The sequence below is a fragment of the Kocuria coralli genome, assembly GCF_008831305.1.
Classification (GTDB): Bacteria; Actinomycetota; Actinomycetes; order Actinomycetales; family Micrococcaceae; genus Kocuria; species Kocuria coralli.
Map to the genome: position 1 here is coordinate 1 of NZ_ML708617.1, position 21,122 is coordinate 21,122.

The window sequence follows — 21,122 nt, forward strand, 5'->3', positions numbered from 1 at the left end:
TCGGACCGAGGATCCCAGTTCCGGTCGCGCAAATTCGTGCAGACGCTGAACCGTCATCACCTCATCGGGTCGATGGGGAAAGTCGGTGCCGCCGGCGACAATGCGGCGATGGAGTCCTTCTTCGCCCTGCTGCAGAAGAACGTCCTGGACCGGAAGCGGTGGCGGACCCGCGACGAGCTGCGGATCGCGATCGTCACCTGGATCGAACGCAAGTATCACCGCCGCCGTCGACAGGCCCGTCTGGGTCGATTGACCCCCATCGAATACGAGACCATCATGAACCCCGCCGTGAGCCTCGCGGCCTAACACCCCAACTGTCACCTAACGGTGCGGCAGTCCCTCATCTCCGGAGCGGGTGTCACCGGTCTACGGAGACCTACATGGAACTGCTTTCAACCATCAGCAACTGGGTGTGGACGCCGATGGCGTACTTCGCCCTCGGCCTCGGTTTGTTCTTCACCTGGCTCACGCGGGGAGTTCAGTTCCGGCGACTGCCGGACATGATCAAACAGCTGCGTACGGGCAAGGCAGAGGAGGGCGGTCTGTCCTCCTTCCAGACGCTGGCGCTCACGCTCTCCAGTCGCGTCGGCGTGGGCAGCGTCGCCGGTGTCGCGACAGCCATCGCCGCCGGCGGGCCCGGCGCGTTGTTCTGGATGGCCGTCACCGGTCTGCTCTGCTCCACCGCGGCTTATGCCGAGGCCGTTCTGGCCCAGACGTACAAGCGGCGCGTTCGCGGTGAGGACCGCGGCGGCATGCCGTACTACGTCAAGTACGGCCTCAAGGCCCCCTGGCTGGCGGTGATTCTCGCGACGCTGGCCCTCGTCGGCTACGGATTCGTGTTCCCCGGTATCCAGGCCAACAACATCGCCTCCAGTGCCCAGCTCGCCTTCGGCCTGGACCCCTGGATCACCGGCGCGGCGATCACCGCCCTGCTGGCCGTGGTCATCCTCGGCGGCACGAAGCGGATCGTCAACGTGGCCCAGGCCGTGGTGCCCTTCATGGCCATCGGCTACATGCTGACCGCCGTCGTGATCATCGTGGTGGACATCGAGGACGTCCCGGCCGCCCTCTGGACCATCGTCGCCTCCGGTATGGGCATCGACGCGGTCTTCGGCGGCCTCATCGGCTACGCCGTGGCCTGGGGCGTGCGCCGGGCCATCTTCGCCTCCGCCACGGGCCTGGGCGAGGGCACCTTCGCCGCTGCAGCCGCACGAGCCTCCCACCCGGGCAAGCAGGGCATCATCCAGGCGTTCAGCATCTACATCGACGTGCTCCTGGTCTGCATGGCGACGGGCCTGATGATCATCCTGACCAACAGCTACCACGTGATCGATCACATCCGCGGCGGGTTCCTGGTCGACCACGTTCCCGGCAGCGTCGCCGGCCCGAACTTCGTCCAGAACGCGATCGAGGTGACGCTGCCGGGCTGGGGTCCGACCTTCGTCGCGGTCGCCGTCTTCATGTTCGCCTTCACGTCCCAGATCTTCTTCTACGTCGCCACCACCAACCTCGTCTTCCTCCTGGGGGAGAAGTCCAACCGGTGGCTGGAGGGCCTGCTCAAGGTGGGTGCCCTGACCATCTCCTTCGTCGGCGCCATGATCAGCGCCGACATGATGTGGGCCATCGGCGATATCGGATACGGACTCATCGCCTGGGTCAACCTGTGCAGCGTGATGCTCCTGATCCCCGTCGTACGCAAGATCGTCCGCGACTACGACCGGCAGCGCGCACTCGGCGTGGACCCGACCTTCGATCCTCAGGAACTCGGTATCACCGGAGCGGATTGGTGGGAGGAGCGGATCCAGGAGGAACGGGTCAAGAAGGGGCAGGGCGAGAGGGTCGCCAGCCCCACGACCGAGCATTGACCTCTTCCGCCTCCTGCCCGCCACACCGCGAGAACTAGAGAAAGCGAAGACCCCACCATGGAGTCCGTATTGGTCGGTGTCGACCACAGTGAGCCCTCCCGCCGCGCTCTGCGATTCGCCCTGAAGCGCGCCCGGGTCAGCGACTGGCGCGTCCACGTCGTTCACGTCATCAACTGGTCACGGTGGTACGACGTACCGACGTTGCCCCAGCTCGAAGGGCGCCCCATCAAGATGAAAGAGGAGCAGGAGGCCACCGAGAAGACCCTGTTCAAGCCCCTGCTGGAGCTGATGGGCCGGGAGGATCTGCTGGAAGGCCTGGAGCTGACCACGTCGGTCCACTTCGGGCGCCCGTCGGAGGTGCTGAGCGGCATCGCCGGGGCGGAGGGGTTCGACATCGTCGTCGTGGCCCGTACCGGTGATTGGAACCTCAAGCAGGCGATCTTCGGGAGCACCGCGAGCCGTCTCGTGCAGCACGCTCCGGTCCCCGTCGTCGTGGTCCCCTGACCAACCCAAGGAGAGCAACCATGTTCCGACGAACTATGGCAGGACTCGCGACGGCGGTCCTTGCGACGGCGGCCCTCGTGGCCTGCAGCAATTACGATTCCGACTCCGTGGCCGAGGACTGCGTGCCCGAGCATGAGTTCGCGACCGACACCGACGGGATCCTGAAGGTCTCGACGTACTCCCTGCCTCCCTACTCGGAGGTCCTGGACCGGGAGCTGTCGGTCGACGGCACCGCCTTCACCGTCGGCGGCACGCTGACGGGGGTCGACGGCGACATCCTGGCCGATTTCGCGGCGACCGAGTGCCTGGAGATCGAGGTCCATTCCACGGCGGCAGGAGCGGTCCTCTCGACCGTCCAGGCCGGCGGGGCGGATGTCGGTGCCGGCAACTGGTACCGGACCACGGAGCGTGCCGAGATCCTGGACCTGACCGAGCCGATCTATGCGGATCAGGTGGCCATCATCTCTCCCGACGGGGTCTCCGACTTCGCCCAGCTGCAGGACAAGCGGGTGGGCACCGTGGTGGGTTATCAGTACGTCGCCGACCTGCGGGACTACTTCGCGGACGGCCTGGTGCTCTACAACTCGCCGCTGACGATGTTCCGTGCCCTGGAGGACGGGGACATCGACGCCGCGGTCGACACCGTGGGCGTCGGCCGGGAGTTCACGAAGGAGAACGACCTCGTGGTCGAGGCCGCGGAGCCCTTCGACCAGGTCTCCGCGTCGCTCGAGCCCGGGCAGTCCGCGTTCGTCGTGCAACAGGGCGACGACGATCTACTCGCCGCCCTGAACGCCACGGTCGACCGGCTGCGCGAGAGCGGACGTCTGGCCGAGATCCTGGAGGAGAACGGCCTGGATCCTTCGGCTGCCGAGCCCGGTGAACCCCGCCTGATCGACGGTTAGCACTACGGCCTGCCGGCTTGGCCGAGGTGCACCGGGCCGGGCCGCAGACCCCAGACAGCACGAAGGCCCCGTCCGGAGAACCGGACGGGGCCTTCGTGAACTGGTAACGCTCTGTTCCCAGCACTACCTCATACGTGCGCGAGGGGGGAGTTGAACCCCCACGCCCTCTCGGGCACACGGACCTGAACCGTGCGCGTCTGCCTATTCCGCCACTCGCGCGTGGTGTTCAACGGGGACGGATCCCCGCTGGGCAACGACGAACAGCATACCCGTCCCTCGTCTTCTGCGCCAATCGGGAGATCGCGGAGGTGCGGACGACCCGGATGGAGGGGCGGATGCTGATAGCGGCATGACATCTCACCGTGCTGCCGAGTTCACACCGTGCTGCTGAGATCTCACCGCAGAGCGTGTGAACTCAGCAGCACGGTGTGAACTCGCGCCCGGGCCGCTCGTACCGACGGCGCTCCCTAGACGCCGCTCTTGGGTCGCCACGGCAGCTGTGTATCGCACCCGGGCGTGACCCAGGCCTTGAGGAAGCCCGCGGTCTGGTAGCCGTACTCCCGCCAGGTCGAACGGCTGAGGATCGAATAGTCGTCGTGATAGTCGAAGGTCGGCCACTGCGTCGTGCCGTCGAAGCACCGGCCGACGATGAGCTGGGCGCGTGCCACGTGCGGGCGGTAGGTCAGCACGATCACGTTCTCCCACCCGCGTTCCTCGGCGAGCTCCCGCAGCTTGATCGCCTCCCCCTGGGTCGTGGAGGGGTCGGGGGCGAAGCAGATGATCTCGTACGGAAGGTCGTCGTCGCAGAACGGTCGCTCGCGCATGAACTCCGCATCCGACGGCCAGGTGCCCTCCACCGGATCGGGGGTGGCGACCACGACGGTCGGCGCAATGCCCGAATCCATGAGCCTGGCGGCCTCCTCCACGCGGGTGGAGTCCGCCGGCCCCAGGACGAACACCGCATCGGCGGGCTGCGGGTTCTCGGTGACCCGGGGATGCAGCAGCACACCCGTGCAGATCAGCACCCAGGCGCAGGCCAGCGCCACGGCGGAGCCGACGGCGGTCCAGATGACGCGCCGCGGGTACCTGACTAAAATCCTCATCCTCAACCTTCCCCGGTGGGTTCCCCCGTAGTCCGCGTAGTGTTTGCCAAGCTGGGTGCGAGGAACACACGCGTGGACGCCCGATGGGATCCAGCCCGAATCATAAGGAGAGTCAGGGGTCGATGACGATGCCGGACGCGCTAGATACTTCTCACACTCGTAACCCCCATGACCTGGGCGAAGGCCCGGGGACGGTGGTCGGCATCCCCATGCGGTGGGGCGATATGGATCCCTACGGCCACGTGAACAACGTCGAGGTCGTGCGCATCCTGGAAGAGGCCCGCATCGCCGCCTTCGGGATCCCGGTGGGCACGGGCGACCAGGTGGTTCCCCCGGCCGTGCCCCTTTTCGACACTCTCCCCGTGGGCACCCAGGCCCTGATCGCCGAGCATCGCATCAAATACCTGAAGGCGCTCGAATACCGCAACGTCCCGGCTCCCGTGAGGGTATGGGTGGTCAAGGCCGCGGGGGCCGCGCTGATCCTGGGCATCGAGGTCCACGACGCGGCCACCGGGGAGGTCTGCATCCGCGCCCATACCCAGCTGGCCCTCTACGATCCGGCCGAGCAGCGCGTTCTGCGGCTCACCGCGCAGCAGCGGGAGGTCCTGGAACCCTGGGGAGGCCCGCCGCTGTTCCGCTGAGGCGTCTTCGGCCTCCCGGGCGCCGGCGTCATCCGGCGACGACGGCGCCGCTCACGTGCGCGCCGACCGCAATCTGTACTGGGCCGCCAGGCGGACCGGGGCGTCCTCCGCTCCGAATCCGCGGTAGCCGCGGCGCTCGACCACTTCCATGAAGACGTCCCCGAGCGTGCGGGTGTAGAAGTGCAGGAACTCCCCGTGCTCGTCGCGGTCGTAGAGCAGATTCAGCTCGCGCAGCTCGGACACCGTCTCCTCGTCCAGGCCGAAGCGCGTGACCAGGTCCTCGTAGTAGTTCTCCGGGATCTCCAGGAACTCCAGTCCCCGGTGGATCGCCCGGCGGGCGACCTCCCGGACGTCCTCCGAGGCGAGCGCGATGTGCTCCGGATATGCCACACCCACGAACGAGCCCTGCTCGGCGGCCGTGGGGGCCAGGTTCAGGGGGAGCCGGACTGCGTCGTCCGGGCTGCGCATCACCTGCGAGCGCACCAGCCCTGAGGGCCCGGGAACGTCCTGGGCCGGGGTGGATCCGAGGCCGAGGACCGACGTGTAGAACAGGACGCCCTCGTCGTAGTGCTGCCACCTCTGCGCCACGTTGACGTGGTCGATGCCGGTGATCAGGTCGCTCGTCCCGAGGGCGTCCTCCTCGACCCCGAACTCGCTCAGCCACCCCGGGGCGCTGCCGTCCGGGGTGGGACCGAAGAAGATCTCCGTCCCGTCGGGAGCCCAGACGCCCCGGAGGGGAGCCTCGCCGGGCAGCTCATGGCGGGGGACCGGGGCGGACCCGAGAGCGGTGGACCGCTGGAAGGCGGCGCCGGGATCGGAGAGCTCGAAGCCCAGGCCCGAGACCTCGGCGACGGAATGGGCGTCGGTGCGCTCGCGGGGGTCGATGTGGGGCTCGCGCCGCGTGCTCCCGCCGGCCTCCGACACCACGATCCGCGCCGAGCCCTGCAGCCACACCTGGACCTCTTTGCTGCGGTGATGCCCGCCCAGCCGGAAGCCCAGGCGGTGCAGCAGGCGGGTGGTGTCGCCCAGGTCGGTGGTGCGCAGTTCCACGAAGTCCCATCCGGAGGGCGCGGAGATCGCCGGCAGCGGCTGCAGCTCGAGCCGGTCCCGGGTCCGTCCGGAGCCGATCTCCGGGGCGAGCGCCGCCCGGGTGCGGTCCTCGAGCCAGCGCAGGGATCGCAGGCCGTCGACGGCGGTTCGGTGCACGTCGGCCTGGCGGAACGAGTCGTTGAAGATCTCCAGCGAGATCGGTCCGGCGTAACCGGAGCGCACCAGGCGTGCCATCACGTCGACCAGGTCGAAGTCGCCTTCGCCGGGGAAGACCCGGTGGTGCCGGGACCAGGAGAGCGGATCCAGGTGCATCAAGGGGGCGTCGGCGAGCTGGACGAAGAAGATCCTCCCCGGATCCATCTCCTCGATCGAGGACGGATCGCCCCCCGCCGACAGGATGTGGAAGGAATCGAGGCACGTGCCCACGTGGGGGTGATCGGCGGCGAGCACCAGGCGATGGGCGTGGTCGTGCCCGTTGACGTGCGTGCCCCAGGCCAGGGCCTCGTAGGCCAGGCGGATGCCGTGCTCAGCGGCGACGTCGCCCATCCGATGCAGCTGCTCGGCCACCAGGTCGTCGTCCGCGACGGCGTCCGGGGAGACGTTGGAGCACACCAGGAGGGTCTCCGTACCCAGGCGGCCCATGAGATCGCCCGTGCGGTGCAGCCGGCGGAGGGCGTCGTCGAACGCGACCGGATCCAGCTCCACGCCGTTGCGGAACGGCTGGTAGAGGTCCAGGGACAGGCCGAGGTCGCCGGCGCGCTCGCGCAACTCCTCCGGGGCCGTGGGGGAGACCACGAGGTCCTGGGTGAATATCTCGACGCCGTCGAAACCTGCCGATGCCACCGCCTCGAGCTTCTCCTCCAGCGTGCCCGACAGGCAGACCGTGGCGATCGAGGTGTGCATGCGTCCTCCTCCAGCAGGCCGTGTGCCGGGCGCTACCGCCCGGCACACGCGACCCTAGCAGGGGGCGCGGTTCAGTCCCGGCCGGTTCAGCTGGCCCGGCTCAGCGTGGACCCGAAGGCCGCGAGCCAGACGGTGCTGGAGGTCTGGACCAGGCGGTTCGCGCCCGGCAGGATCCGCCACGACCGCCAGAGGATCTCGTCCTCCTGGTTGCCGAAGACGCACAGCCCGGCGTCGTCGGCCCGTGCGCGGCTGGTGCCGCCCGCTTTCTCGCCCGCCCTGACCAGCGAGCCGCTGGCGGAGGCGCAGGTGGCCAGGGCGCGTTCCCGCTGCCGGCGCAGGCCCCGGGGGGAGTGCTCGGTGATCGTGCAGCGCGCCTCGTACAACAGCGAGCCGCTGACCGGATCGTCGCGAAGCTGGCTGATCGGCGGATAGCAGTCCTGCGTGCCGACGTCGGTGAGGGTCTCCACCCACCGCTGGCCGTCGACGTGCAGGACGACTTGGTGCCCCGTCTCCAGGAGGCGCAGCTCGACGCTGATCTCCTGGCTCCCGGGCACTTCCACGGTGGCGGACTCTATGGCGGGCAGCAGGTCTGGGCCGGGTTCGAACGTCATGGCCTTGACGTCGCCGGTGGACTGCAGAGCGCTGGGTGGTGCCGGTAGCTCGCGGTCCAGGTGGAGGGTGTTCGCTGGCATAGGGGACAGCTCCCCGAATCGAGTGGTCAAGAATTCTCCTCTCCCTGTGCAGGGCGGCCCGGGGAGGTCAGCCTGATGGCGGTCGCCCGCACGTTGGTCATTTGCAAATTACGTGCGCAGGCGAGTCGTCTGCAAGGGAGTTGCCTGCAAGTTCATGGAACTATTCCATGTTCCCGCAGGTCAGAGGGCATTTTATAATGAGGCAACGATTGCGGCGGGCATGTCTTTTTATGCAACAGTCCGGACGGTCAGGGGACGTCGTGGCCGCGCGCGCTGTTGAGCAGGGAGTACCAGTGCTCGTGGGTCATCCGGGAGACCACCGCATCCGCCTGGGCGCATGCGCGGATCCGGGCGGGGTTCGTGGTGCCGATGACCGGGCGGATGCCCTGCGGAAGACGCATGAGCCAGGCGAGCACCACGGCCTCCGGGGAGCAGCCGAGCTCGTCGGCCAGGCGGTGGACCAGCGTTGCGGTGGCGGCGTCGGGGCCCTCCCCCGGCGGCCGGGTATAGCGGCCGCGGTCCAGGGAGCCCCACGCCTGGAGCTCGACGCCCGACGCTGCGCATTCGTCCAGGAGCTCTTCGCTGAAGTCCACCTCGGTGGCCTCCGGGTGATCCCACAGGATCTGCCGCTCCACGAAGTCCCGGTGCCCCAGGCTCAGCTGGGACTGGATCGCCTGGACCGGGTGCTGCAGATGGCGCTGGAGCACCCTGATCCTGTGCCACGACACGTTGGAGATGCCCACGCCCTGGGTCAGGCCATCGTCGATCAGCCCGTCCAGGACGGCGGCCACCTCCGCCGGATCCGCCAGGGGGTCCCAACGGTGCACCAGGAAGCGATCCACGGAGTCCACTCCCAGCCGTTCGAGCGAGCCCTCCAGCCCGCCGCGCAGGGCGGTCTCATCCAGCCGGTAGTGGACGGGAGACCCAGCGGGCGCGGTGTTCCCGGGAAGGCGGATCCCCGCCTTGGTCTGCAACCGGACCCGGTCGCGCAGACCCGGGTTCTCCTTCAGCCAGCGGCCCACCACGGTCTCGGATTTGCCCGCGGTGTAGATGTCCGCCAGGTCGATGTCCCGGAAACCCGCCTCCACGGCGGTGTCCAGCGCCTCCAGGCCCTGGCTCACCTCGGCATTGGTGACCGGGGAGCTATCCCAGGACCCGCCCAGGCCCATGGCACCGTAGATCAGGAGTGTGCCGGGGCTCTCCGTGCGCCCGGCGTCGTCGTCGGGGACAATGGTCTCAGGGAAATCCGGATCCGTATCCATGCCGCCATTATGGCGGAGGGCCGGGCCGTTGCATGACCCGTCCTTCATCGTCCCGCATCCGTCCAGGAGGAGACTGCATGCTCGCGTTCATGCGCCATGGGCAAACCGATTGGAACCAGGCCGCCCGACTGCAGGGCCGCGCCGATATCCCCTTGAACGAGGTGGGCCGAGAGCAGGCGCTGGAGGCGGCCCGTCTCCTGCGCGACGCCGACCCCGGCTGGGACCTGGTGGTCACCTCTCCGCTGGGCCGTGCCCGGGAGACCGGCCGGATCGTGGCCGAGGAACTGGGCATCGAACTGGGGCCGGCCTACGAGGACCTGGTCGAGCGCTCTTTCGGCGCCAACGAGGGGCAGAGCGTCGCTGGCATCTCCCTGGAGGACTACGAACGCCTTCTCACGGTGGCGGAGCCCGAGGACGAGGTGGTGGCCAGGGGCGTCGGCGGCCTGCGCGAGGTGCAGCGGGAGTTCCCGGGGCGCAACGTGCTGGTGGTGGCTCACGGGACCCTGATCAGGTTCACCGTGGCGTTCCTGCACGGTACCGAGCCGCGGCGGGTCCGCAACGCGGAGGTGGTGCCCCTGGACGAGGCGCTCGTGGGGGTGCCCAGCCACTCCTGAGACCGGTTCCGCGGCCGGGAGGGATCCGGAGGAAGACCGAGGTGGGCAGGCCCTTGGCAATCGCGGAGAGAGGGCTAGTGTGAGAGGGGTGCTCCCCTGAGCATCTCGAGCCGCTCGCGGCTCTCCCTCCACCTCACAATCCCTCACAAAGGCGTGATCGAGTAGTGACAGAAAACCAGTACCGTGCAGAGGTCACCGACCGGACCGATGTGCTGCCCGCCGTGGGCGATCTCCCGCGTTTCACCGGCGACGAGGCGTGGATCCAGGCCTATTACGCCACGGTGTCGGAGGAGGACCTCGCCGCGCGCTCGCAGGACTCCCTGGTCCACCGGGCCCGGCACCACCGAGAGGTCGCCGAGCGGCGGCAACCGCGCCAGACGATCATCGACGTCGACCGTGAGGCCGAGCGATCGGTGCTCTACGTGGTCACCGACGACGTCCCCTACGTGGTCTCCACCATCAACACGCAGATCGCCCAGAACTGGGGCGGTGCGCGGCTGGTGGTCCATCCGATCCTGCGCGTGACCCGCAGCGAGCAGGGCGTGCTGAAATCCGTGGACGAAGTGCCTGACTTCGCGGCGCATTCCAGCGGCGACACCCAGACCATCCCCACCGTCGGGGGGCTGGGGGAGAGCACGGCGGTGGAGTCCTGGGTCCAGGTGGTCCTGACCCGCGAACTCGAGGATCAGGACGGTCGCCGGCTGGCCGAGGCCCTCGAGCCCATCCTGGGGGACGTCGCCGTCGTCGCCCGGGACCAGGACGCCATGCGCGAGGCGGTCGAGGGGCTGGCGGTGTCCCTGGATGGGCTTGCAGGCGGCGGTGCCGCCCGTGCGCTCGATCCCGGTGAGGTCGAGGCTGCGCGGGACTTCCTGCGGTGGATGCTCGACGCGAACTTCGTGCTCATGGGGGTCAAGGAATACGACCTCAAGGGCCCAGACGACCAGCTCTATCTGGTCTCCCGGCCCGAGACCGGCCTGGGACTGCTCGTCGAGAAAGGGGACCGTCCCGGCCGCCGGCAGCTGACCCCGCAGGCCCAGGAGCATGCCAAGGACGCCGAGACCCTCTTCGTGACCAAGGCCAACACTCGGTCGAAGATCCACCGCAACGAGTTCCTGGACTACGTCGCCATCCGCCGTTTCGACGGCGACGGGCAGGTGATCGGCGAGCACCTGATCATCGGGTTGTTCGCCCGCAAGGCCTACGCGACCCCGGCGCGGGAGACGCCATGGGTCAGGGACAAGATCGACACCGTGGTCCAGGAGTTCGGCTTCAGGCCGGACTCCCACTCCGCCCGCGACCTCCTGAGCATCATGGAGGAGTATCCGCGCGAGGAGCTCCTGCACATGTCCGTGCAGGAGCTGTCCGAGGCCGCCCGTGGCGTGCTCGGACTGGATGAACGGCGCGTGACCAAGATCTTCGTGCGCCCGGACCTGTTCGGGCGGTTCGTCTCCGCCGTCGTGTACCTCCCCCGCGACCGGTACAACACCTCGGTCCGGCAGCGCGTGGCGGATGTCCTGGTGGACACGTACGGGGCGAGGGACGTGGACTTCCAGGTCAGGCTGTCGTCGTCCTCCCTGGCCCGGTTGTTCCTGCGCCTGCGGCTGCCCAGCGATACCCCGCCCTCGGTGGACCTGCACGCCCTGGAGTCGCGGGTGCGCGCAGCGGTGCGCTCGTGGCCGGATGCGCTGGTGCGAGCCATCGGAACGGAGTTCAGCCGCGAGCAGGCGCGCGAATACGCCTCGAACTGGGCCGAGGCCTTCCCGCCTGCCTATCGCGCCGACTACGAGATCGACGAGGCGGTGGCCGACCTGCAGCGCTGCGAACTGCTGTGGAGCGAGGGCCCGGAACAGGCCGCAGAGGTCCGCGTGGCCACCCTCGGGGAGGGCGACGCCGAGCAGGTCCGGCTCAACGTCTATCTGACCAGGCGCCTGACCCTGACCGAGATGCTGCCGATGGAGCAGAACCTCGGCATGACCGTGCTCGATCAGAAGCCCTATGAGATCTCCCCGGCGGACGGGCGCGAGTTCCAGCTCTACGACTTCGGGGTGGAGCTGCCCGCCGGCGTGGCGCCGGAAGGGCCGGAGGATGCCCGCACCGAGGACCTGATCGAGGAAGTGCTGTGCGCGGTCCTCGCCGGTCGGTCCGAGTCGGACGCCCTCGACCGGCTGGTGCTGGTGGAACGCCTGCACTGGCGCACCATCGCCGTCCTGCGCGCCTATGTGAAGTACCTGCAGCAGCTCGGCGTGCCGCACTCCTTCGACTTCATGGCGGCCACGTTGCTGGCCTACCCCGAAGTGACCCGCGAGGTCGTGGCGCTGTTCGAGACCTCCTTCGACCCCGACCGATTCGTGTCCGGTGACGGACAACCCGACGACCAGGCACGTGCCGCAGCGCGTGAGGAGGTCCACGAGAAGGTCGCGGCCGCCCTGGAGGACGTGCCCACCCTGGATGCGGACCGGTTCCTGCGCACCCTGGTGGAGGCGGTGGACGCCACCCTGCGCACCAACGCCTATCAGCCCGACCGGCCCGCGATCGCGCTCAAGCTGGACCCCCGGCGGATCTCCGCGGCGCCCCTGCCCCGGCCGCAGTTCGAGGTCTGGGTGTGGTCGCCCCGGGTGGAGGGAACCCACCTTCGCTTCGGCCCCGTGTCCCGCGGAGGCCTGCGGTGGTCCGACCGCCGGGAGGACTTCCGCACGGAGGTGCTGGGCCTCGTCAAGGCGCAGATGGTCAAGAACGTGGTCATCATCCCCAGCGGAGCCAAGGGGTGCTTCTACCCCAAGCGGCTGCCCGACCCCTCCGCGGACCGCGCGGCATGGGCGGCCGAGGGCGAGGAGGCCTACAAGGAGTTCGTGGGCGCGCTGCTGGACATCACCGACAACCTGGTCGTCGGGTCCGCATCGACCGATGACGGCGCCGCCGAGGGCTCCAGCTCCGGCGATCGCACCGTGACACCCGAGCGGACGGTGCGCCGGGACGGCGACGACTCCTATCTGGTAGTGGCCGCCGACAAGGGCACCGCCCGGTTCTCCGACACGGCCAACGCGATCAGCGTGGAGCGGGGCTTCTGGCTGGGCGACGCCTTCGCATCCGGCGGATCGGTCGGCTACGACCACAAGGCCATGGGCATCACCGCCCGCGGTGCCTGGGAGTCGGTCAAGCGCCACTTCTTCGAGATGGGCCACGACACCCAGACGCAGGACTTCACGGTGGTCGGCGTGGGCGACATGTCGGGCGACGTGTTCGGCAACGGGATGCTGCTCTCGGAGCACATCAAGCTGGTGGCGGCGTTCGACCATCGCGACATCTTCCTGGATCCCGACCCGGACCCGGCGGTCTCTTATGCCGAGCGGGAGCGCCTGTTCGGCCTGCCCCGCTCCTCCTGGCAGGACTACGACTCCGGCAAGATCTCGGAAGGCGGTGGCGTCTACTCCCGGCAGGCGAAATCCGTGCCGATCTCGGACCAGGTGCGCGGTCTCCTGGATCTGCCGCAGGGTACCAGCGCGCTGTCGCCGATCGAACTGATCCGGGCGATCCTGCGGGCTCCCGCGGACCTGTTCTACAACGGCGGGATCGGCACGTACGTCAAGGGGACGGACGAGTCCCACGCGGAGGTCGGGGACAAGGCCAACGACTCCATCCGCATCGACGGCCGGCAGCTGCGGGTCAAGGTGGTGGGTGAAGGCGGCAACCTGGGTGCGACCCAGCGCGGCCGGATCGAGGCCGCCCGGAACGGCGTGCTGATCAACACCGACGCCATCGACAACTCCGGCGGGGTGGAGTCCTCCGACCGCGAGGTCAATATCAAGATCCTGGTGGATCGCATGGTCACCGCGGGGCGCCTGGACCCGGAGGACCGGGCGGAGTTCATCGAGTCCATGACCGACGAGGTCGCCGATCTGGTCCTGCGCACGAACGTGGCCCAGAACGTGACCCTGACCGTGGACCGGTGGAAGGCCGAACGCTACATGGTCACCTACGAGCGGCTCATGGGCTGGCTCGAGGAGACGGCGGACCTGGATCGCGCGATCGAGGATCTGCCCGATACGGACGCCATGGAGGAGCGGATCGAAGCCGGGGATACGCTGACCTCCCCGGAGCTGTCCGTCCTGACGGCCTACGCCAAGATCCAGCTCTCCGCCGCGCTGATCGACTCGGACCTGGCCGACGACCCCTGGACCTCGCACGTCGTGGACACCTATTTCCCCGCGCCGGTCCTGGAGCGGTTCGGGGAGGACCTGCAGTCCCATCCGCTGCGCGGGGAGATCCTGTGCACGCTGGTCGCCAACCACATGGTCAACGTGGGGGGCGCATCATTCGCCTTCCGCGCCATGGACGAGACGGCGTGCACGGCCGGGGACCTGGCCAAGGCGTTCCTGGCGACCGTCGAGATCTTCGACATCGACCCCTACCTCTCGTCCATGTCCGCCCTGCCCGCGGAGATCCCCACGGAACTGTGGGTGCGGATGATCCAGGACGTGCGCCGGCTGGTCGACCGCGCCGTGCGGTGGCTGCTGAGCCGGGGGGAGACGGCCGGTTCCATCGGCCAGCTCGTGGAACGGTACGGGCCCATCTCGGAACTGCGCAGCAGCACCACGGTCCTGCTGGACCAGGAGTCCGCCACCCGGGACGACGAGCTGCTGCAGATCGCCCTCCGGCAGGGCGTCCCGCAGGACCTCGCACGCGAGTGGTCGTGGCTGCTGGACTCCTACCCGCTGCTCGACGTCGTCCGCCTGGGATCCCAGGGGGAGGACGACCTGGAGCTGGTGGGCCGCGTCTACTTCCTGCTCTACGACCGCTTCGGGATCGAGACGCTGCTCAAGCGCATCGGCGACCTTCCCCAGGCGACCCGGTGGGAGGCCCTGGCCAGGATCTCCCTGCGCGAGGACGTCTACTCGACCCTGGTCTCCATGGCGGCTCAGGCGCTGCAGGCCGGGGGCGCCACGCCCGATGAGCGCGTGACCGCCTGGGAGGAGGCCAACGAGTCCCGGCTCACGCGGCTGCGCTCCACCCTGGAGGACATCGAGGCCAGCGCAGCGGGAGATCCGGCGGCGGATCTGGCTGCGCTCTCCGTGGCCCTGCGCACCATGCGTGCCGCGATCCAGGAGTAGGCCAACGGCTTCTCAGCCGAAACCGGAGTCTGGTCGCCCCTCAGCAGCCGAGGGACGACCAGACTCCGGTCTCGGCAGAGAGCGACCGGCTCACGCCTGGGTGCAGACCTCCGCGTAACGGGTCGTGGACAGGCGGTTGATCTGCTCCACGTAGTTGCGGGTCTCCCGGTAGGCGGGAATCCCGCCGTTCTCCAGGACGACCGTGGGCCCGGCGTTGTACGCGGCCAGCACCAGGTCGAGTTCGGCCTGCTCGTCGGCGGGGTTCAGGGGAGCCATCATGCGCCGCAGATCGCGCAGGTAGTGACCCTGGGCGGCGATCGAGGCCTCGGGGTCGGTGCGTTCGCCCTGGCCGTACAGCTCCCAGGTGTCCGGCATGAACTGGGCCAGTCCCACGGCGCCCACCGGGCTCTCGGCGTCCGGGTCCCACCGGCTCTCCGTGTCGATCTGCGCGGCGACGACGGACGACGGGAAACCTGAGACGCGTGCGGCGGCGGCGACGTCGTCGGCCCAGTCCTCGGGGATGGCCTGGTCTCGATCGGCGCAGGTGGGGTCCATGTTCTGGACCACGGCACCGATCGCGCCGATCACCAGCAGCCCGACCGCCGCCAGGGCGATCCAGCTGTCCCGGAACGGTCCACCGGGCCTTCCGCGCCGCGCCGGGCCGCCGGCACCGCGATTCGGCCGGGAGGAACCGGCGGGTTTTCTCGCCGGTGAGCCAGAGGGCTTACGGCCCTTCGGGTTCCCGCGCGATTTGGCTGAGGAGGCAGTCATCCCGGCCAGAGTAGGCCATGGACCTGAGAGCCCGGGCGGGAGGACATGCTATTCGGCTGTCAATGGGAACGCCGAGCGGGACCGGGTTGCCCGGCGACTGCGGTGGTGCTGCACTACTGGTGGTGCCCGTAGCGCCTCGGTCCGGAGCGGGCGCTTCGTCGCGGGGACCGAGCCGGACCCGAGGAGAGCCCCCGCAGGGCGGTGGAGGAGCGAGACCGTGGCCACGGATGCCGTAGTGGTGGGAGCGGGACCCAACGGCCTGAGCGCTGCCTGCATGCTGGCCAGGGCCGGTGTGCGGGTCACCGTGCTCGAAGCCCAGGGCACCGTCGGGGGCGCCGCCCGCTCGGCCGCGCTCCTGGGGACCGGCACGGTGGTCGACCTGGGGGCGGCGTGCCACCCCTTCGGGGCGGTATCACCGGCTTTCAGAGCCCTCGAGCTCGAGTCCCACGGCCTGGAATGGGTACGTCCGGACATCGCGGCGGCCCATCCTCTGGACGGCGAGAGCCCGGGCTTGCTCCATCCCGGCCTGGAGCCCACCGCGGAGGGACTGGGCGCGGACGGCCCCGCCTGGAGAGCCCTGCACCGAGGGCCGTATGCCAACCACGCCGAGATCGTCCGGGATTCGCTGGGGCCCCTGCTGCGCATGCCCCGTCACCCGCTCGCCATGCTCGACCTGGGGCTGCGAGCGCCCTGGCCGGTCACCTGGACCACCAGGTTGTTCGGCTCCGAGCAGGCCAGGGGCCTCTTCGCCGGGTCGGCGGCCCATGCCGCCCTTCCCATGTCCGCCCCGCTGACCAGTGCTTTCGCGGTGATGTTCAACGTGCTCGGCTTCGTCAACGGGTGGCCCGTGGCCCGCGGCGGGACCCAGTCGATCGTCGACGCACTGGTGGCGGACCTCTCCGCCCACGGGGGACGGATCGAGACGGGGCGATGCGTCCAGGACGTCCGGGAGCTGGGGGCCCCGCAGATCACGATGCTCGACCTGACCCCGCGGCAGATCCTGCGCCTGCGAGGGCTGGAGCTGCCCCGGCGGTATCGGCGCGCACTGCGCACCTGGTCCTACGGAACAGCCGTGCACAAGGTGGACCTCCTGCTCGACGGGCCCGTGCCCTGGACGGACCCCAGGATCGGGACGGCCGGGACGGTGCACCTCGGGGGCACCGTCGCGCAGATCGACCGTGCCGAGAAGCTGGCCGCGCGGGGCCGGCTGCCGGAGCGGCCTTTCGTGATGGTCACGCAGCCGTCCGCCGTCGATCCCACCCGGGCGCCGGAGGGCCGGCACATCCTGTGGGCCTACGCCCATGTGCCGCACGGATACCGCGGCCCGGACGGCAACCCGCGTCTCGCGGGGGACCGGGTGATCGAGCAGATCGAGCGGTCCGCACCCGGGGTGCGCGATCGCATCCTGCAGCGGATCGACCACAGCCCGGCGGACCTGGAGACGATGGATGCCAACCTCGTCGGCGGGCATATCGGCGGCGGCTCGCTGGGAGGGCTGCAGCAGATCCTCCGCCCGGCCGCCGTGCTCAACCCCTACCGCACCGGCGGGCAAGGCGTCTATCTCTGCTCGTCGTCGACCCCTCCCGGCGGAGGGGTCCACGGCATGGGCGGTTATCACGCGGCGAACACGGCGCTCCAGGACCTGACCCGGTTCTGAACCGGCGGCCGGGTCGGGGACAATGGCTGCCATGACCCCTGAAATCATCGCCACCATCGTGACGGTCGTGCTCATCGTGGTGGGCACGATCGGCATCATCCTGCCGGTCCTGCCCGGATCCATCACGATCCTGATCGGGCTGATCATCTGGGCCGTGGTGGTGCAGTCGGTCGAGGGGTGGGTCGCCCTCGCCCTGGGCGGGATGCTGGCGATCGCCGGGATGTCGGCCTCATGGGTGCTGACGGGGCAACGCCTGAAGAAGCGCGCGATCCCCAACAGGTCCCTGCTGTTCGGAGTCGTCGGCGCCGTGGTGGGCCTGTTCGTGATCCCCGTCCTCGGGCTGTTCATCGGCTTCATCGTGGGCCTGCTGGGCTCCGAGACCTACCGCCAGAAGAACTTCAACGCAGCCCTGGAGTCCTCCTGGGTGGCCGCCAAGGCCATGGGGATCGGCATCCTGATCGAACTGACCTGCGCGCTCGCAGCGGCCTCCGCCTTCGTGGTCTGCGCGGTGGTCTTCTTCGTCACCGCCTGAGCCCGGTCGCGGACCCGGCCGCCGTCACAGCCAGGGCAGCGGGACGGCGACGACGGTCCCGCCCCTCGGCACGCCGTCCGCCGGGATCACCAGGAGCACGTTGGCCTGGGAGAATCCGCGCAGCATGCTGGCGCCCGCATAGGCGAGGGCCGTGGCGGAGGGCAGCGGGGAGCCGGCCCACGGGTGCGCTGCGAGCGGGTCGGCTCCGAGCGCGGCGGAGGACATGGCGGCGAGCCCGGGCACGAGCCGCACGGCCTTGAAGGGATCGACGGCATCGGTGAGGGACACGGTCGTCGTCGGGGGCAGCGCCGCCCCGCCGAACCCCGCCAGCAGCGGACCGCCCAGCAGCATCAGCGCCGTCATGGCGGCCAGGGGATTGCCGGGCAACCCGAGCACGAAGGGGCCGTCCTCGGGCATGCGGGCCAGCAGGGCCGGGTGGCCCGGGCGCAGAGCCAGCTCGTCCACGATCAGGTGCGCCCCGGAGTCGGCGAGGGCCCTGCGGAGATGGTCGACCGACGAGCTGCCCGTCCCCCCGGTGGTGATGATCAGCTGGGCCCGGGAATCCAGGATCGAGTCCGCGCCGGTCTCCGGCACCGTCAGCCGCTCCGTGAGGACCTCCAGGTCGTCGCCGAGCCGGTGCACGGCATCCACGTGCCCTCCCAGGAGGTGGACGAACTGCGGAAGCTGCGGGCCGAAGGCATCGCGCACCCGGCCCGGCTCCGGGACCCCGGCCTCGTCCACCTCATCGCCGGTGAGCAGCAGCGTCACCCGGGGGCGGCGTCGAACGGGCAGCATGTCCTGCCCGGCGACCGCCGCGAAGGCGATGTGCGCGGGATTGAGCCGGGAGCCGGCGGACAGCAGCACGTCGCCCGCCGCGGCCTCCTCCCCGGCCCGGCGGATGTGGTCACCCGGGGCCGGAGCACCTGCGGGGGCCGCGTCGCCGAGCCGGAGCCGGCCCTCGGATTCCTTCCCCCATTCGCTGCGCAGCACCGCGGTGGTCCCTTCCGGCACCAGCCCTCCGGTCACGATCGCCGTGGCCTGGTGATCGCCCAGGGACTTCACCCGCCCCAGGGGCTCGTCCCCGGTGCGCGCCCAGGTGAGACGGGGGTCCTCCTCCTCGGGCTGCGGTGTGACGATCTCCCACGGGCCGTCGCCGCGCACGGCCCAGCCGTCCATGGCGGAGGAGGAGTAGTGCGGTACCGGTGCCATCGCGGTGACGGCCTCGGCCAGGGTCTCGCCCACGGTCTCGTGCAGCGGAAGCCATTGCGGCGGCAGGGGCCTGGCCGCCGCATGGGCGGCATACCGGGCCTGGTCCCAGGCGGCGTGCTTGACGGTGGTGTCTCCCGCGGGGTCGGGGAGAGGCGTCTGCGAGGGGTCGGTCATCGTCGCTCGGCTCCTTCGGGTCGTGGATGGCGGTCTCAGGGATGGGCCCCCGGGATCAATCCGAACCTCTCGACATCGTCCCACGTGTCCACGTCGTCGGTGGCCCCGGAGAGCTCGAGTTGCCGGTCCCACAGCGCTCCTACCAGCGATCGCACCGACCGGTCGACGGTGGCCTGCCCTTCTACAGCGGTCTCGAGCTCCGGGGTGCGGTAGATGCCCGCCAGCGGTTGCAGACGGCCGTCGTCGTTGACCACGATGCCCCTGGTGCCGGGCTCTGCCCCGGAGGCCGCCGCGAGCAGGGCGGAGACGGCCTCCCGAGCCCCCGGCATGTCGCACGCCAGGAGCAGTGTCCACGGAGCGGACGCCCCCGCATCCGCCAGGCTCGCCAGACCCGCTGCGATCCCCGCCGCGGGTCCCGAGAACGGCGGTTGCTCCCTGGTCACGCGGACCGGCATCCTCGGCAGGGAGGGCGGGCCGACGACGACGACCTCCCCGGCGTCCACTCCCAGGGACAGCAGGTCGTTCACGGCGGCTTCCACCAGGGTCGGCGCGCCGGCACCGGCGCGGAAGAGTGCCTTGGGCGTTCCGCCCAGCCGCGAGGACCGGCCGCCGGCCAGCACGATCGCACGCGCGGCAACCGGAACCGTCATCCAATCACCCGCCCGCGAACGGGGGGAGGATGTCCAGGGTGGCGCCATCGTGGATCTCCGCTTCCGGGGTGGGGCAGGACTGCCCGTCGAGCAGGAACGAGCAGCGCGCCAGCACCTCGACCAGCGGCGGTTCGCCGGCGGGAGGATCGGGGTGCCACTCGATCAGGAGGTTCTCCACGGACCCCCGGGTCGGGGGACCGTCCAGCTGGTTCAGGTCGATCTGCTCCATGGCCTTTCCCGTCGCGGCCTTGGCTGCCGCGAAGAACCGAATGGTCAGCATGCTCACCCTCCGATCGCTGACATCGAACGTTCCGGCTGGACGAAGTCCGTGGAATCCAGACCCGCGTGGTCCATGCCGTGGGCCGCGGGCTTGATCCACATGGCTGCCCGCCACCGGTCCGCGATCCGGTGATCGCGGTCGGTCTCTGATTCCCCCGTCTCCAGGGGGTCCCGTAGAAGATCGCGGAGCCCGAACTCCTCATGGGAGAACAGGCACGAGCGGACCTCGCCCTCGGCGGTGATGCGGGTGCGCTTGCAGTCACCGCAGAAGGGCTCGGTGACGGAGGCGATGATGCCCACCGTGCCCAGAGGGCGATCGTCCGAGCCGGAGAGGCCGCGACCGGAGGGCGTTCCCGGTCCCGCGCGGACATCCCACAGCTCTGCCGGGGCGCCATCGCGCTCGGCCGGGTGCGGCGACAGGGTGAACCTGGTGCTCAGCATCTCGCGGATCTCCTGGGCCGTGACCATGCCGTCGCGGGTCCAGCCGTGGTCGGCATCCAGGGGCATCTGCTCGATGAACCGCAGGGAGAGCCCGCGCTCGAGCGCCCAGGTGAGCAGGCCGGGGGCCTCGGCGTCGTTGATCCCCCGCATCAGCACCGCATTGAGCTTGACCGGCCCCAGCCCGGCGGCCACGGCGCCCTCGATCCCTTCGATGACGTCTCCCAGCCGGTCGCGGCGGGCCAGGTGCCGGAACGTCTCGGGGTCCAGCGAGTCCAGGGAGACGTTCACCCTGCTCAGCCCGGCGTCTTTCAGGCCCCGTGCGCGCCTGTCCAGTCCGATGGCGTTCGTGGTGATCGATATCGGCAGGCCGGGGTGCTGACGGCGGACCCCCCGGACGATCTCTTCCAGATCGGGGCGGATGAGTGGCTCTCCGCCGGTGAGCCGGAGCTCGCGGACCCCCAGCTGCTCGACGCCGACGCGGACCAGGCGGTGGATCTCCGCGGCCGTGAGCAGGTCCGGCTGGGGCAGCCACTGCATGCCCGCGGCGGGCATGCAGTAGGTGCAGCGCAGATTGCACTTGTCGGTGAGCGAGATCCGCAGGTCCGTGGCACGGCGCCCGAAACGGTCCACCAGCCCACGGGACGGGGCCGCTGGTGAGGGCTCCAGCCGCGTGCGGAGGGCGGGCATCCCCAGGGCGGTGGGCACCACGATCACCTCTCCTCATGGATCTGGCTGATAAATCCGTGACCGGCCGTATCCGGCATG

General features: G+C 69.8%; 18 protein-coding genes and 1 tRNA gene. 9 read left to right on the forward strand and 10 right to left on the reverse strand.

Annotated elements, in window-relative coordinates:
• From FCK90_RS07965 to FCK90_RS07980, 4 genes are all read left to right on the forward strand, one after another.
• Window positions 1–306, forward strand: a 306-nt coding sequence (locus FCK90_RS07965; protein WP_158033782.1) for an integrase core domain-containing protein, incomplete at its 5' end; no start/stop codon positions are given.
• Between the two features lie 74 nt (window positions 307–380).
• Complete coding sequence (locus FCK90_RS07970; RefSeq protein ID WP_158033783.1) at window positions 381–1,865, forward strand: alanine/glycine:cation symporter family protein; 1,485 nt, start codon at window positions 381–383, stop codon at window positions 1,863–1,865.
• A gap of 57 nt (window positions 1,866–1,922) precedes the next feature.
• Entirely contained in the window at window positions 1,923–2,369 is a 447-nt protein-coding gene (locus FCK90_RS07975) for a universal stress protein (RefSeq protein ID WP_158033784.1), read from the forward strand.
• Window positions 2,370–2,389: 20 nt separating this feature from the next.
• Complete coding sequence (locus FCK90_RS07980; RefSeq protein ID WP_158033785.1) at window positions 2,390–3,271, forward strand: substrate-binding periplasmic protein; 882 nt, start codon at window positions 2,390–2,392, stop codon at window positions 3,269–3,271.
• A gap of 135 nt (window positions 3,272–3,406) precedes the next feature.
• Here FCK90_RS07980 and FCK90_RS07985 read toward each other — a convergent pair.
• Both FCK90_RS07985 and FCK90_RS07990 read right to left on the reverse strand, forming a co-directional pair.
• Window positions 3,407–3,490 (reverse strand) — tRNA-Leu (locus tag FCK90_RS07985).
• 248 nt (window positions 3,491–3,738) lie between these two features.
• On the reverse strand, window positions 3,739–4,374 hold the full coding sequence (locus tag FCK90_RS07990; RefSeq protein ID WP_158033786.1) for a YdcF family protein: 636 nt from the start codon (window positions 4,372–4,374) through the stop codon (window positions 3,739–3,741).
• Window positions 4,375–4,583: 209 nt separating this feature from the next.
• On the opposite strand from FCK90_RS07990, the gene FCK90_RS07995 reads away from it, so the two are divergent.
• Window positions 4,584–5,015 (forward strand): acyl-CoA thioesterase, encoded by a 432-nt coding sequence (locus FCK90_RS07995; protein ID WP_158033906.1) that lies wholly within the window; start codon window positions 4,584–4,586, stop codon window positions 5,013–5,015.
• A gap of 51 nt (window positions 5,016–5,066) precedes the next feature.
• On the opposite strand, the gene FCK90_RS08000 is transcribed toward FCK90_RS07995, so the two are convergent.
• The 3 genes from FCK90_RS08000 to FCK90_RS08010 all read right to left on the reverse strand — a co-directional run bounded on the left by FCK90_RS08000 (window position 5,067) and on the right by FCK90_RS08010 (window position 8,922).
• Entirely contained in the window at window positions 5,067–6,968 is a 1,902-nt protein-coding gene (locus FCK90_RS08000; protein ID WP_158033787.1) for a bifunctional sugar phosphate isomerase/epimerase/4-hydroxyphenylpyruvate dioxygenase family protein, read from the reverse strand.
• An 86-nt stretch (window positions 6,969–7,054) separates the two neighbouring features.
• A complete protein-coding gene (locus FCK90_RS08005) occupies window positions 7,055–7,660 on the reverse strand; it encodes a DUF2617 family protein (protein WP_220433307.1) in 606 nt (201 codons plus the stop codon).
• A 248-nt stretch (window positions 7,661–7,908) separates the two neighbouring features.
• A complete protein-coding gene (locus tag FCK90_RS08010) occupies window positions 7,909–8,922 on the reverse strand; it encodes an aldo/keto reductase (protein ID WP_246180090.1) in 1,014 nt (337 codons plus the stop codon).
• A gap of 89 nt (window positions 8,923–9,011) precedes the next feature.
• On the opposite strand from FCK90_RS08010, the gene FCK90_RS08015 reads away from it, so the two are divergent.
• Together FCK90_RS08015 and FCK90_RS08020 are read left to right on the forward strand one after the other, a co-directional pair.
• Entirely contained in the window at window positions 9,012–9,536 is a 525-nt protein-coding gene (locus FCK90_RS08015; RefSeq protein ID WP_246180092.1) for a histidine phosphatase family protein, read from the forward strand.
• Between the two features lie 164 nt (window positions 9,537–9,700).
• Window positions 9,701–14,644: an NAD-glutamate dehydrogenase gene (locus FCK90_RS08020; RefSeq protein WP_181954242.1), complete on the forward strand. Its 4,944-nt coding sequence runs from the start codon at window positions 9,701–9,703 to the stop codon at window positions 14,642–14,644.
• Window positions 14,645–14,734: 90 nt separating this feature from the next.
• Here the strand turns inward: FCK90_RS08020 and FCK90_RS08025 are convergent, their stop codons facing one another.
• Window positions 14,735–15,415: a transglycosylase SLT domain-containing protein gene (locus tag FCK90_RS08025; protein WP_246180093.1), complete on the reverse strand. Its 681-nt coding sequence runs from the start codon at window positions 15,413–15,415 to the stop codon at window positions 14,735–14,737.
• Between the two features lie 217 nt (window positions 15,416–15,632).
• Between FCK90_RS08025 and FCK90_RS08030 the strand changes: the two genes are divergently transcribed.
• Together FCK90_RS08030 and FCK90_RS08035 are read left to right on the forward strand one after the other, a co-directional pair.
• A complete protein-coding gene (locus FCK90_RS08030; RefSeq protein WP_246180095.1) occupies window positions 15,633–17,072 on the forward strand; it encodes a phytoene desaturase family protein in 1,440 nt (479 codons plus the stop codon).
• Window positions 17,073–17,103: 31 nt separating this feature from the next.
• Complete coding sequence (locus tag FCK90_RS08035) at window positions 17,104–17,604, forward strand: DUF456 domain-containing protein (RefSeq protein ID WP_158033791.1); 501 nt, start codon at window positions 17,104–17,106, stop codon at window positions 17,602–17,604.
• Between the two features lie 24 nt (window positions 17,605–17,628).
• Here FCK90_RS08035 and FCK90_RS08040 read toward each other — a convergent pair whose 3' ends face one another.
• Genes FCK90_RS08040 through moaA form a run of 4 tightly spaced genes read right to left on the reverse strand, consistent with a single transcriptional unit; the run spans window position 17,629 to window position 21,044 of the window.
• Entirely contained in the window at window positions 17,629–18,987 is a 1,359-nt protein-coding gene (locus tag FCK90_RS08040) for a molybdopterin molybdotransferase MoeA (RefSeq protein WP_158033792.1), read from the reverse strand.
• A 35-nt stretch (window positions 18,988–19,022) separates the two neighbouring features.
• Window positions 19,023–19,637, reverse strand: coding sequence for a molybdenum cofactor guanylyltransferase (mobA, locus tag FCK90_RS08045; RefSeq protein WP_158033793.1), 615 nt, complete (start codon window positions 19,635–19,637; stop codon window positions 19,023–19,025).
• A gap of 4 nt (window positions 19,638–19,641) precedes the next feature.
• On the reverse strand, window positions 19,642–19,917 hold the full coding sequence (locus FCK90_RS08050) for a ubiquitin family protein (protein WP_158033794.1): 276 nt from the start codon (window positions 19,915–19,917) through the stop codon (window positions 19,642–19,644).
• A gap of 2 nt (window positions 19,918–19,919) precedes the next feature.
• On the reverse strand, window positions 19,920–21,044 hold the full coding sequence (gene moaA / locus FCK90_RS08055) for a GTP 3',8-cyclase MoaA (protein ID WP_158033910.1): 1,125 nt from the start codon (window positions 21,042–21,044) through the stop codon (window positions 19,920–19,922).
• Window positions 21,045–21,122 lie beyond the last annotated feature (78 nt).